The sequence below is a fragment of the Clostridioides sp. ZZV15-6598 genome (assembly GCF_020657705.1).
Lineage (GTDB): Bacteria > Bacillota > Clostridia > Peptostreptococcales > Peptostreptococcaceae > Clostridioides > Clostridioides difficile_F.
On the sequence record NZ_JAGWCS010000039.1, the window covers coordinates 17,433 to 31,769 of the forward strand.

The following is a 14,337-nucleotide window of genomic DNA, read 5'->3' on the forward strand; positions in this document are numbered from 1 at the left end:
GATTTTTTCTAGTAAAAGACAGCTTTATTGTTGTATTATTAAATAAGTTAATAAGATAAATATTTAATAGATATAAAAAATAATAGTACTGTTTATATAGGAGGAATTATATGAAAATAGCTATATTTTTGGGAGCAGGGGCTTCAGCTGCAGAAAATTTACCTATTCAAAATGAATTATTTAGTGAATACTTTAAGAAATTAAAACCTAAAAATTATGATACTGATATGAATAGAGAATTGTATGCCTTTTTTAAACAAATGTTTAATATTGACATAAGAAAGGATAATCTAGATAATGCAAATTTTCCAACATTTGAAGAAGTTTTAGGGCTTTTAGATTTAGCAGAACAAAGAAGAGAAGCCTTTAGAAATTTTGGACTTGAAAATTTAAATAATAGAAGTGATAGTATACGTTTTTTAAGACAGTATTTAATACTATTGATGGCTGAGGCAATTCATAATACACCTAGAACAGATAATAAATATCACAAACTTTTAGTTGAAAACCTTTTACAAAATGATTTACTCCTTGATACAACTTTTATTAGTGCAAATTATGATATACATATAGACAATACAGTTACTGGATTAAGAGATAAAAATAATTTGCCGATTATGCTTGATTATGGTGTAGAATTTACTAATTTCAAGGAAGAATTAAACTGGAGAAAACCAAAAGAACCCTTAATTAAACTCTATAAGATACATGGTTCATTGAACTGGCTTTACTGTCCCATTTGCAATAGTTTAACTCTTACACCACATGAAGGTGGTGTTATGAAACTAATTGAAAATAGTGCAGAAACAAAATGTTTGGAGTGTGGCGAACTGACAGAACCAATCATAGTTCCACCAACTTATTTTAAGAATATGTCAAATATATTTTTAAGTAATGTTTGGAATGAGACAGAAAAAACTTTGAGAGAGACTGACCTTCTAGTATTTTGTGGGTATTCATTTCCAGAAGCTGATATGCATATAAAATACATGTTAAAAAGAGTACAAACAAATGGTAGAAAAACACCTCTTAAAATAATGGTGTTTAATAATCATTCACAAAAACAAAGAATTACTTTAAAGAAAGAAGAAAGAAGATATAAACGTTTTTTGGGGGAAGATGTTATATTTACTGATAATTCATTTCAAGATTTTTCTATGAATCCATTAAATTTTATAAAAAGTATATATTAATTTGGTAATAATAGGATAAAATCCAATAGAAATAAAGTGAATTTAGGTATATAATAGAAAATAAAACATAGGGGGTATAAAAAATGAAGGTTTTTGATTTAACTCATGTGACACATAATGATATGCCTGTATATGCAGAGCCTAATAGACCAGATATAAAAAAAGTAGCTATTATTGAAGAAAATGGATATCAAGAAACATTAATTAGTGTATTTTCTCATAATGGAACTCATATGGATTCACCAAGACATATGTATACAAAAGGTGAGACTTTAGATAAATTGGATATAGAGAATTTTGTTGGTAAGGCTTTTTTACTGGAACTTGAAAAAGGAAATAAGAATATAGAATTAGAGCATCTAAAAAAATATGAAGATGAAATCAAAAATAGTGAATTTATAATATTTAAATCAGGTTGGTCAGAGTTTTGGGATAAAAAGCAATATTATGTAGGTTATCCTACTTTAACGGAAGAGGCTGCAAACTATATAGCTGATAGTAATCTAAAGGGAATAGGGATTGATATGTTATCTGTAGATAGATACGACACATCAGCTTTTGAAGTACACCATATTTTGTTTGAAAGAGGTAAAATAATAATAGAGAATCTTACAAATTTAGAAAATGTACCAAATAGATTTCTATTTATAGCAGCTCCACTTAAGTATAATGACGCTGATGGTGCTCCAGTAAGAGCAATAGCCATAGTAGAATAATATTTCACTATAAAATAAAGTGACATAGGTGTAATATACAAAGTATTAAAGGAGAATATAGCATGATGAGTGATGTAAAAGATAAAATAACAGAATTATCAGATGAAACTGAAGTAAATTTAAATGAAACTAAAATATACAATATTTTAGATAAGTTAAATATTAAATATGAGGTAGTAGAACATGAAGCTGTATATACAGCAGAGCAGTTAGTAATTTTAAATGATATAACAAAAGGATGTCAGTGTAAAAATTTATTTTTAAGAAATGCTAAAGGAAACAAATACTATCTAATTGTAGTTAGAGGGGATAAACATGTTGATTTAAATTCAGTTAAAGATAAAATAGGAAGCTCTAGGTTATCATTTGCTTCGCCTGAAAGATTATACAATGTACTTAAACTTCTTCCTGGAAGTGTAAATCCTTTTTCATTGGTAAATGATACAGAAAGAAAAGTAGAGCTTTACATAGATGAGGATGTAATTAAAGAAGAGTATTTAAATTTTCATCCAAATATAAATACTAAAACTGTAAATATATCAAAAAAAGGATTTGAAGAATTTTTGGAATATTTGAAATATCCACTACAAATCATTGACATTTAAGTTTTTGACAAACTTAAGCAAAATTTAATTAACTAATCGAGGGGAGAAAAAATGTTTGGAGTAATAGCAAATAGTTTAGCAATCGCAGGTGGGTGTATAGTAGGACTTATAATCAAAGGTGGATTACCTCAAAGAGTAAGTGACACTATAATGAATGGAATTGCTCTATGTGTATTATACATAGGGATATCAGGAGCACTAGAAGGAAAAAATACACTAGTAACAATAATATCTATAGCTTTAGGAGCTTTAATAGGAGAATTAATAGATATTGATAAATGGGTAAATAAATTAGGAGCATTTTTACAGAGTAGATTTTCTAAAGGCAATAAAAAGGATTCTATTGCTGAAGGTTTTATATCATCTAGTTTGTTATTTTGCATAGGAGCTATGGCAGTAGTTGGTTCATTAGAAAGTGGACTTACAGGAAGCCATGATACTCTATTTGTAAAATCAGTAATAGATGGGATAGCTTCTGTTATATTTACAGCTTCTTTAGGTATAGGTGTAATGTTTTCTGCGGTATCTGTATTTTTATATGAAGGTATTATATGTTTAGGGGCATCATTTTTAAATGGATTTTTAAGTGACCCTGTAGTTACAGAAATGACAGCTGCAGGAAGTTTATTAATTATAGGACTTGGTTTAAATGTACTTAAGCTAACAAATATAAAAGTAGCAAATCTATTGCCAGCTATATTTATACCAATATTATTTGGTGTGTTTGGAGTAATTTAGAGATTAAAAACTTAAAGTTTGTCTAAATTTTTTAAAAACTTTAGACAAATTTTTTATTTAGAAGGAAAATGGCTTTTATCATCAAATTAATAATTATAGTAGAAATAAGTTTAATATTATGATTATAAAGTTTATATTAAATTTATTTTATTGATGAAACTAATGGGGGAGGTTAAAACTCAATGATTACATTTGATGTAAATGGAGCTATTATCAGGTTTGATGATACAAAAAATAATTATAATAAGATAAGAAAAATTTTTAAATTGTATGCTTTAGAAATTTCTAAAAACTTTGAGAGAGATTGTTTAAATAATTTTCAAAATCTAAAACAAATATCAGATAGAGGTCTAAATCTAGGAGAAAAATATATAGAGGAATCTTTTAAGAAAGGAATCGAGACTATAGTGAGTTTTGGAATTATAACTATAGATATTGATACCTTTAAAAGTGTTTATTGTGAAAAATATTTAGATTTTAAAAGGCTTTTTAATAACTTAAATAAAACTTTTATCATACCAAATAAGAATAAAAAAAATAATCATGCAAATTTTTTAGAAATCGAATCTACAGTAAAAAAAATGAGCAATTATTTGTATAATGATTGTTTCAAAATTCATTATGCTGTCATAGATGCTCTTATAGAAAATAGAGTCAGTGAAGTCCATTCTTATATTGATGAAGAATCTATAAAAAAATCTAATGCCTTATTTAATAATTACAAAGACGGTTTTATTGGAAAAGCAGATGAGTGTAAGGTTGTAAAACAAATAATAACCTTAAATCCTTATAGAGAAGATGTATACGAATTTTTGGTAAAAGAAGATGGAGATTTTAGTAAAGAGATTGAAAGATTAACTGAATTTTTAGGATATGATATAAAAGAATATAAGGCTTCTTTAATGGACCTTTATATAAATGAACTAGTAGAGAGCGATGAAAGTGATGCTGAAAATGCAAGAGAGAAGATAGAAAAGTATGCTAAGTATATTGGTTGTAGTGATGAAAATCTATATATAGCAAGAGTTAATGCCATATATACTTTTGCCAATGCATAAATTTTATACAATCTGTAAATAAAAAAATATATGCTTGTACTAAAATTTAAAATAAAAAATACTTATTAAGCCTACTAAAAAATAATTTATATTTTCTAGATAAAAAACCATTCCTTTAAAGGAGTGGTTTTTTATTTTTCATCTATACTCTATCTAGCTTCTTAAAAAAATTTCTATGGTATTTTATTAATCATAAAGATTATCTTTAAATTTCACTTTTTTTAACATTCAACATAAGCAAAATTTTAAGTTAAAAACAGCTCATATTATTAAAATAATTTTAATTGAATAAAAAAGACAACATATTGACTAAAGTGTTTTGGATTGATATAATAAAATAGTCAATATGATGTCGTATATTTGAATTGTTCATAGTTTACTAAAGAAGGCTATTTCAAATATATATAAATCATGAACAATAATTATTATATGGAGGAATCGATTATGAAAGTAAATGTATACAATGTAGAATCACTTGTAGATGATAAAATTAAAGTTATAGTTTCAGACTTAATTCCAAATAGTAAATTAAGAGTATCTATGAAAATGGAATTTCCATGGTGCAAAGGAGAGGAATTCTCATCTTATGGAGTATTTTATTCAAATGAAAAAGGAGAAGTGGATTTAGATTCAATTGAACCTGTAGAAGGGACTTATAAAACTGCTGACTGCATGGGGTTAATTTATTCTCTGAAAAAATCAAAAACTGAAGGTAAAAATTTTGCAGAAAATATATCTATTGATAAACCAATAATCATGAATATGATATTTGAATCTGATATTGAAAGAAAAGAAGTTAAATTGAAGAGATTGTTTAAAACAGAAGATATTATCACAAAAGATATATCTGATGAATTTATAGGAAAATTATTTTATAAACAAAATTCTAGTAATAAAACAATTTTAGTCTTAGGTGGTTCTGATGGAAATTTAGATGCTTTAGAACTTTTAGCAGCTCCACTTGCATCTAGAGGATTCAATGTACTAACAGTTGCCTATTTTGCTTTAGAAAGGTTGCCAAATAAGTTAGAAGAAATCCCATTAGAATATTTTGAAAAAGTATTTAAATGGATTAGTGAAAATGAAATCACTAATACTAAAGAAATATTTGTACATGGGACATCAAAAGGTGGGGAGTTAGCACTTTTACTTGCTTCAAGATATAAACAAATTAAAAAAGTAGTAGTATCACAGCCTCATGCGTATTGTTTTCAAGCACTTGATGGACAGATGAATGGAAAAGATACTTCATCATGGTCATATAAAGGTAAGCCACTTCCATATATCAAGGTAGACAATAATATATTTTTTGAAGACCAGAAAAAAGATATAGAAAAAGGAATTCCATTTGGATTTGCCAGTACTTATAAGAAAAGTATTGAAAGGGCAGACAATAAAGAAGAAGCTAGAATAAAAGTAGAAAATTCTGAAGCTGATATTCTTATGATTGCTGGAAAAGAAGATAATATTTGGAATAGTTATGATGGTTGTGTAGAAATTATAGAAAAACTTAAAAAAAATAACTACCAATATAATGTGGAACTATTAACACATGATAAGATGGGACATCCTTTACCAATTCCATATATTATACCTTTAAGTGAAACTTTATCTATGAGTATGGGTGGAGGAATATTTTCTTCAGGAGGAACTGTAGAAGGTAATTCAAAAGGGCAGTTTGAATCATGGAAAAGAACAATTGAATTTTATAAAGAGCCTCTATCAATCGATATAAAAAAATAAAAGCGACTATATTTTTCTATATATGCACAAAATCTATCAATTTTACAACTTTAATTTATTGTTTATGTAATTTGTATGTTATATACTAGTTTTAACAAGATTGATAATTTATAAACAATTATAAGAGTTATTGAAAGGTGGAGTGAAATTATGGAAAGACTCACTAGAAGTGAACAGCCTCATATAAAATTTGGAATGTTCAAGATAAGAATTCCATTTATACATTACAGATTTGAGAAACCAGAAGCTATTCAAGGCATAATATCAAGTATGACAAGCTTGGGAACTATTGGTCTTAGTACACAAATATTAGGATTGCCTTATGAAGTCGCATGGAGTATGGCTATCATTAACTCAATATTGTATTGCTTGCATGTTTTTATGGGAGACCCAGTAGTTCCTGGCTGGATTACAGCTTCTATAACTCTTACAACTGCATATTTGTTAAAATTCAATATTGGTATTGAAAGAATACAAGCATTAACAGCTTTACAAATAGATTTAGGAATTATATTTATTTTAATGGGTATAACAGGTATAGCTGGAAAACTAGTTAATAGAATACCTAATTCCATAAAAGGTGGAATACTTATGGGAGTTGGTATATCAACTGTAATATCAGAGTTTAGTCCAAAAGGAAGATTTGAATCTTATCCAATATCTATAACAGTAGGGATTTTAGTTGCTTGTTTTGTAATGTTTTCTGAAAGATTCGATGCTCTAAAAGTAAAGAATAAGTTTTTATTTCGTTTAGGTCAATATGGAGTGGTACCAGCTATTTTAGTGAGTTTAATTATAGGAATATTTAGTAAAGAAATAGGAATTCCTAGCTTTGATTTTAAAAATATTATTTATATAATTGATGTTAAAAAATTAATAGATACAGTATCTCCTTTTGGAATAGGTTTTCCAAGTATAATATTATTTATACAAGGATTACCAATGGCTTTCATGATATACATAATTGCGTTTGGTGATTTTATAACAGGTGAAAATTTAGTTCTCTCTGAAAGTAAAAACAGAAAAGATGAGTATATTGATTTTAATTCCAATAGGTCTAATGTTATAAGTGGAATAAGAAATATTGTTATGGCAGTTATTTCTCCATATATAGCAATGTGTGGTCCATTGGCTGCAACTCTTACTGGAAGTGTTGCTCAAAGATATAAGGTCGGAAAGGAAGCAATGCAGTCTATTTTTAGTGGTATGGGTACGTTAGTATGGGTTTCAGCTATTTTTATCTGCTTTTATCCAATTGCACAAATAGCTACTCCTCTTATACCATTAGCATTATCAGTGACACTTTTAGTTCAAGGTTATCTATGTACTAAACTATCAATGGAACTATGTGATACTGGCGTAGAGAGAGGCTTAATTGGGTTAATGGGTGGTGTAATTGCTGCTAAAGGAGGAACATGGGGTCTTGTAGTAGGTTTTATACTTTATTTTGTGCTAATAGATTCTAAAAAGAGAAGAGAAAATGATAGTAATTCATCAGAAGATTATGTATATAAAATATCAGATAAAAAGAAAAGTATTTAAAGTAAAATATGAGTTGCAATCGTCTATTAATGGATTAATTGCAACTCATATTTTATTTATCGGCTTCAGTAATGATAAAAAATGCAAAGCTTTTTCTTGACATAATTTTCTCTATATGTAACAATTGTTATACAACATATGTATTTTAAAAAAATTAATGGAGAAGTGAACTTATATGCCGCCTAAAGCAAAAATAACGAAGGAAATGATTTTGAATATTGTCTTGGATATTACAAGAGAAACAGGATTTGAAACTGTAAATGCAAGGAGTATTGCAAGTAAATTACAATGTTCTACTCGACCAATTTTTACTTGTTATGAAAACATGGATGAATTAAAAGATGAATTTCTTGCTTTTGCATATGAATACTATAATCAGTATGTTATTAATTATCATAATTCTGAAAATGTCAGTCAATATTTATTACTTCCACTTTCATACATTGAATTTGCTCAAGAAGAAACACATTTATTTAAGTTGTTATTTATAAACGATTTAGATTTGATGATGGAAGAGGCAAATGATTTTTATAAAGAAATTGATAATGAAAAAAAGGCAAGGCTTTTTTCGGAAAGCATTGGAATAGATCTAGAATGTGCAAAAGTCATATTTTTAGATTTATTTCTTTATACTCATGGCATAGCTGTCTTAACAGCAACAAAAAAAATAACATTGGATAGAAATAGTGCTGAAAAAATGTTAAAAAATATATTATCAGCTTTTATAAAACAAGAAAAACCGGATTGGAATTTATCTATTTGATGTTTACTAACTAATATAGAAGAGGTGCAATATGAAAACAAACCAATATTTAATTGATTTTTATAATAATTACGACGAAGATAGTCGATTGATATTAAAGCATGGAACAGTTGAATTCCTAACTACTATGCATTATATTGAGAAGTACATAAAATCTGGTTATCGTGTGCTTGAAATTGGTGCTGGAACTGGTCGCTATTCTCATACGCTAGCACGTCAAGGATATGACGTTGATGCAGTGGAATTAGTAGAACATAATATAGAAGTTTTCCGTAAAAATATACAATTAAATGAAAATATAACTATTACCCAAGGGAATGCTATGGATTTATCTGTTTTCCCAGATAATGAATATGACATTACGTTGTTGTTAGGACCATTGTATCATCTTTATAATAAAGAGGATAAACAACAAGCTCTGCGTGAGGCTATTCGTGTAACAAAACATGGTGGTGTGATTTTTGCTGCATATGTTATATCTGATGGTTGTCTTATTGATGAAGGCTTTAATCGAGGAAATATCAATGTAGCTGAATACATTGAAAAGGGCTTGATTGACCCACAGACATTTGGAGCCAAGTCTGAGCCAAAGGATTTGTTTGAACTTGTCCGTAAAGAAAACATCGACGATTTGATGTCTGTATTTCCTGTAACGAGACTGCATTACGTCGCATCAGACGGTTTAGCCCTATGTATGCGTGAATCAGTAGATGCTATGGAGGATGACACATTTGAGTTATATTTGAAGTATCACTTTGCTACTTGTGAACGAGAAGATTTAATAGGCGTTACGAGTCATGCGATTGATATATTCAGAAAATAAACAATAGAATGTAAAAACAAACAGAGGGTCGTAAAATCAAAGTTTTCTGACCCTCCAAATTTTAAAAATGTATGTTTAGTGTAGTATAAAAGTAGCTATTTTTATATCTATTCTTATTGAGAGCTTAGACGTTCTGTAAGTGATTGTTTTTCTATATTTCTTATAAGTAATTCAATTATTAATATTTGTATGCCTATTAGTACAAATGAAAAAATTAAAATAGAAAGGATAGAAAAATTGAAACTAATGAAGTCTAATCTAACAACATCTTTTATAAAAAAGCAGAGTAATTTTGAACCACAATAACCCAATATAATCGATACAAATACAGCTTTAATACTTAAATTTAAACCTTCTCGATAGAGCATTTTGTGCAACTGTTTTTTTGTCATTCCAACTGCCTGAAGCAAGGCAAACTCTTTTTTTCTAATTAATACACTATTTACAAGGATATTTGTCATATTAAGGATACCAAAACAGGAAATTAGACCAACAAATACATATGCGGCTATAATCATATACTTAAAAGCTCTAGTTAACATTTTATAATCATTATCATATGAATAAAGGATTAAATTTGAATTATTTTGAATAATATTTAATAGTTTTTCTTCAACTTCTTTTGAATACTTTTTATCAGATAAAATTGAAAAATGTAAATTTGTATTATATGGTGTTATTTTATCTAAAGCTTTATCTGAAGTAAAGAACATGCATCCTGTATTGGAATTATCAATTATTCCAACTATTTTCATTTGTCTTTTAATGATGTCATTTCCACTAAATATGTTAAATGTGACTGTATCTCCAATTTTCAAATCAATTCCGTAAGATTTTGTTTTATATTTATTTACAATTAAACTGTTTGAATCCAATTGTTTATAGTCAATTTTACCATTTACAATATCCTTTTGGAATGATTTTGAAAGCTCTGGCGTAACACTTTCAATCAAAGTTGTAACTTTACTTCCATCTTTATCTTTAATTGAAGGGTCTATAACTTCACATTTAATTCCTTTAGATTCAATTACTTTCTGTACTCCATAAATTGATTTGATTTCATTTTTAAGAGTGTTTGTAAATGGATTATTTTGCTGAATTTGTGTAATGCGTTCATACAAATTATCAATTTTATTTCCAATAATATAATTTTCATTATAAACAAAAGTCTGAGACATCTGTTTATTAAAATCTATAGAATTGGCAAGACTAGCAATTGAAATAAATAATATTCCACTAATACTCAATGAAATCAATGCTATTAAATTTTTCTTTCGATTTACCTCAATATTTTTTAATGCTAAATTTTTAATATTTATATAGTTAAGTGTTTTAATTTTTTTTCTAAATTTAACTTCTGTATAGTGCATAGCTTCAATAGCAGAAATTTTAGAAATAATTCTAGCTGGCTTATTTAAAGAAATTCTTACAGTCAAAAATATTACTATTGATAATACTACAATAATAAATAAGTCAGTAGTCATTTGCCATGCTAAAGGTTGAATTATATATGTAATTATGCAGGAAGATATAACGCCTATTGGAATAAAAATAATAGATAAAATACTTCCTTGTAGGTAAACAATCTTTTTTAATTGAAAAGAAGTCATACCAAGTGCTTTCAATTTTGCATACATTTGAACTGAATTAACAACTGAAATATAAAAAATACTATAAATAACAAATATGCTAGAAAAAAGAATAATTACTCCTACTATTAAAACTGTAATAACTTGTTCACTATCAATTAAATTTGATTCAATATAATTATCATTTAAATATATATTATGTTTTTTTATATTTAAAGAGGAGCCAATTTCATTTAATTGATTCTTAATTAAAGTAGGGGATTTTTCTGTATTTTCTTTTGATAATCTAACTAATACATCTACAGTATTTGGAGTTGTTTCATCAAAATTATTACTTTTGATTTGTAAAGGTGTAGAAGCTATACTCTTAAGATAATCATTGGAAACAACTGTATAGTATTGCTTAGCATTATCTTGATAGTAATTTTCTACAAATCCAACAATAATAAAATCACTTTGTATTTCCTTGTTAGTAATATTGTCACGATATTTTAATGTAATACTATCTCCAAGGTCTTTATTCAAACCAAGTTCATACAGATATTTTTCTGAAATAGCAATTTCATATTTATTTGTTGGCATGTATCCCTTTAATAGTTGAAAATTCAGAAGCTCAATTGCAGTGTTATCTGCATATATCATTGACATTCTATAATCTGATTTTACCTTACTACCAAGTAACTTATAAACTCCTACACTACTAAAATTTTTACTTTGCTGTAATAATGTTTTTGATTTTTCATTTACAGATTGATATCTCGCATGATAGGGAGATGAATTAACTAAATCCATAGAGCCATTATATGAAACTAAAGCAGTTGTTAATAATAAACATGTAGAAATCATTATAATAATACCTGAAAGAAAAAATTTAAGTTTATTAATTTTTAAATCATTCAATGCTATTTTTCTAATGAAAGTACCATTATTATTTTTAAACATATATTTCACCTCCTAGTTATCAATTTTTCCATCTTCAATACGAACGATTCTATCTGCTAATTGTGCAATTTCATTATTATGGGTAATCATTACGATTGTTTGGCTAAATTTCTCACTTGTCATCTTAAGTAAACCTAATACATCTGCACTCGTTTTACTATCAAGATTACCTGTTGGTTCATCAGCAAGTATAATAGCAGGCTTTGTTACAAGTGCTCTTGCAATAGCAACACGTTGCTGTTGTCCTCCAGAAAGATTACCTGGTACATCATATAATTTTTCATCTAGTGCAAGTAGACTTATAATTTCATTTATAAATTCTTTATCTAGTGTTTCACCATCCAATCCAATTGGTAAAATGATATTTTCATATACATTAAGTAAAGGAACAAGATTATAGTTTTGAAATATAAAACCGATGTTTCTACGTCGAAAAATTGTAAGTTGTTCATCATTCATGGTTGATAATTCCTTTCCCCTTATAATGACATTGCCAGATGTAGGATTATCTAAACCTCCCATCATATTTAATAATGTAGATTTACCACTACCAGATGTACCTACAATAGAAATAAATTCACCTTTTTCAACAGATAGGCTCACACCATCAAGAGCTTTTGTAATATTTGAATTTCTCCCATAATATTTCTTTAAGTCTGTTACTTGTAAAATGCTCACTATAAAGACCTCCTTTATATATTGTAAGTACAGTATAAATCCAAAATGTTGCAGAATTATCACAAATAAAATATTTAAAAATTTATTTATTAGGCAAAAATAGAGAAAAAGTAGAGCCTTCTCCAATTTTTGATGTAACTTTAATATATCCACCTTGAAGAGATATAATTTTTCTTGAAAGATATAGACCAATTCCAATGCCATCTATATCATGTACATCTTCTTCACGATAGAATCTCTTAAAAATTTCTGCTTGGTGACTTTCTGATATGCCTTTTCCAGTATCAGTAATATCTATTTTAACATACATAACCCAGTATTCTGTAGATATATGTATTTTACCTTTAGAGCCTGTGTACTTCACTGCATTGTCTAATATATTGAAAATAGCTTCAGAAGTCCATTTTTTGTCATGGCATATATATAAGTTTGAATCACAATCAACTGTAACTTCAATATCCTTTTTTTCAGCATCAAATAGAATTCCACTAAGTGAAGTAGCGATTGTTTCATAAATCGAATTCTTCTTTTTAGATAATGTAATTATACCTGTCTCTAGTCTGGAAGTTTTTATCATAGACTGCATTAAAAATTCTAATTTATCTAATTGACCTTGCATATCCATCAAAAACTCATTTTGAATTTCTGTTTTAAGATTCTGATTCAGTAGAGTATTATTAATTATCTTTAAATTTGCAATAGGAGTTTTGATTTGATGAGATATATCAGAAACTAATTCTTGTAAATCAGCTTTTTCCATGGCAATATTGTGACGACCTTCTTGAATAACTTCATACATTCTAATCATTCTATGATTAATACGTGACAAAAGTGTTTCTTCTTCCAAAGCAATTTCCAGATTATCTTCACTATTCATCATCTTATCTAAAGTTAAACATATCTCAGAGCAAAATAGAGTTATTTTCTTATGAAGTAAGAGCATGATTAATAATATAAAACCACAGAATATTATTGTATATATTAATAATAGAGCAACTATTTTAAAATCATTAGTTATTATATAAATTGCTATATTGAATAGAACAGCTGTAAAAGCCATACTAATAGCAATTATTAAATAAATAGTATTAAAAGAAAATTTTTTAAAATTCATTTTTTTCACCTATCCACATGTATCCCATACCATATACTGTTTTAATGTATTGAGAGTTATCTTTTTCAATTTTACTTCTAATTCTACTTATAACAGATGTTAAAGTATGTTCATCTACAAAATTAGCATCTATATCCCAAAGTTTTTCTAAAAGTATTTTTCTTGTTAGAATGTTTTTGGGATTTTCAATAAATAGTTTTAACGTACGGTATTCTAATGGCGTAAATACAATTTGATTTCCATTTATACATGCAGAGAGCTCATAAAAGTTAATCTTAAGATGTCCATCATCATAGCAATCTTGTTTTGTTTTCGTTGTAATATGGTTTAAAAATGCTCTTACTTTTTGTTTAAACACATTGATGTTAAATGGTTTTGTTATATAATCCAAAGCTCCAAGTTCATAACCCTTAATCATATCATGTTCCATATCATTGGCAGTTAAAAAAATTATAGGGATATCATAATTTTCTTTAATTTTCTTGCATAAATCAAATCCATTTTTATCTGGTAGATTAACATCTAAAATGACTAAATCAAATTTATGTTTAACAATAGATTCTAAAGCAGAGATAGCTGTAAATTTTGAAATAACCATATATCCCTCTTCATTTAAATTATACGATAGTGTTTTATTTAATATAGTATCATCTTCTACTACTAATATTTTTTCCATATATTCACTCCTTTTATGTTTGATATTCTATATAAAGTTAATTATAGACTCAAAATGTTGCTAAATTGTCATAGATAATATAAATTATTCATATAAATAAAATATTTAATAAATAATCTGCCCTAGAATTTATCATAGGACAGACTAATTATTAAAT

The 14,337-nt window shown here is 27.1% G+C and carries 13 protein-coding genes; 9 read left to right on the forward strand and 4 right to left on the reverse strand.

Annotated features, from left to right (window positions below):
• The first annotated feature begins 110 nt into the window (after positions 1-110).
• From KGF50_RS09750 to KGF50_RS09790, 9 genes are all read left to right on the forward strand, one after another.
• Positions 111-1,193, forward strand: a complete 1,083-nt coding sequence (locus KGF50_RS09750) for an SIR2 family protein (protein ID WP_227847869.1) — start codon at positions 111-113, stop codon at positions 1,191-1,193.
• Between the two features lie 83 nt (positions 1,194-1,276).
• Positions 1,277-1,909, forward strand: a complete 633-nt coding sequence (locus KGF50_RS09755) for a cyclase family protein (protein WP_227847870.1) — start codon at positions 1,277-1,279, stop codon at positions 1,907-1,909.
• A gap of 65 nt (positions 1,910-1,974) precedes the next feature.
• Positions 1,975-2,514 carry a prolyl-tRNA synthetase associated domain-containing protein gene (locus KGF50_RS09760; protein WP_227847871.1) on the forward strand — a complete coding sequence of 180 codons (540 nt, stop codon included), beginning with the start codon at positions 1,975-1,977 and terminating at the stop codon, positions 2,512-2,514.
• A gap of 51 nt (positions 2,515-2,565) precedes the next feature.
• Positions 2,566-3,252, forward strand: a complete 687-nt coding sequence (locus KGF50_RS09765; protein ID WP_227435139.1) for a DUF554 domain-containing protein — start codon at positions 2,566-2,568, stop codon at positions 3,250-3,252.
• Between the two features lie 182 nt (positions 3,253-3,434).
• Positions 3,435-4,310 carry a kinase gene (locus KGF50_RS09770; protein WP_227847872.1) on the forward strand — a complete coding sequence of 292 codons (876 nt, stop codon included), beginning with the start codon at positions 3,435-3,437 and terminating at the stop codon, positions 4,308-4,310.
• 444 nt (positions 4,311-4,754) lie between these two features.
• Entirely contained in the window at positions 4,755-6,053 is a 1,299-nt protein-coding gene (locus tag KGF50_RS09775; RefSeq protein ID WP_227847873.1) for an acyl-CoA thioesterase/bile acid-CoA:amino acid N-acyltransferase family protein, read from the forward strand.
• A 150-nt stretch (positions 6,054-6,203) separates the two neighbouring features.
• A complete protein-coding gene (locus KGF50_RS09780; protein WP_227847874.1) occupies positions 6,204-7,595 on the forward strand; it encodes a hypothetical protein in 1,392 nt (463 codons plus the stop codon).
• 175 nt (positions 7,596-7,770) lie between these two features.
• Complete coding sequence (locus KGF50_RS09785; RefSeq protein WP_227847875.1) at positions 7,771-8,358, forward strand: TetR/AcrR family transcriptional regulator; 588 nt, start codon at positions 7,771-7,773, stop codon at positions 8,356-8,358.
• Between the two features lie 31 nt (positions 8,359-8,389).
• Entirely contained in the window at positions 8,390-9,181 is a 792-nt protein-coding gene (locus KGF50_RS09790; RefSeq protein WP_227847876.1) for a class I SAM-dependent methyltransferase, read from the forward strand.
• A 113-nt stretch (positions 9,182-9,294) separates the two neighbouring features.
• Here KGF50_RS09790 and KGF50_RS09795 read toward each other — a convergent pair whose 3' ends face one another.
• The 4 genes from KGF50_RS09795 to KGF50_RS09810 form a co-directional block, all read right to left on the reverse strand.
• A complete protein-coding gene (locus KGF50_RS09795) occupies positions 9,295-11,712 on the reverse strand; it encodes an ABC transporter permease (protein WP_227847877.1) in 2,418 nt (805 codons plus the stop codon).
• A gap of 12 nt (positions 11,713-11,724) precedes the next feature.
• Positions 11,725-12,390 (reverse strand): ABC transporter ATP-binding protein, encoded by a 666-nt coding sequence (locus KGF50_RS09800; RefSeq protein WP_227847878.1) that lies wholly within the window; start codon positions 12,388-12,390, stop codon positions 11,725-11,727.
• A gap of 82 nt (positions 12,391-12,472) precedes the next feature.
• Positions 12,473-13,504 carry a sensor histidine kinase gene (locus KGF50_RS09805; RefSeq protein WP_227847879.1) on the reverse strand — a complete coding sequence of 344 codons (1,032 nt, stop codon included), beginning with the start codon at positions 13,502-13,504 and terminating at the stop codon, positions 12,473-12,475.
• On the reverse strand, positions 13,494-14,180 hold the full coding sequence (locus tag KGF50_RS09810; RefSeq protein ID WP_227847880.1) for a response regulator transcription factor: 687 nt from the start codon (positions 14,178-14,180) through the stop codon (positions 13,494-13,496). The genes KGF50_RS09805 and KGF50_RS09810 overlap by 11 nt, the downstream gene beginning before the upstream one ends.
• Between the last annotated feature and the right edge of the window lie 157 nt (positions 14,181-14,337).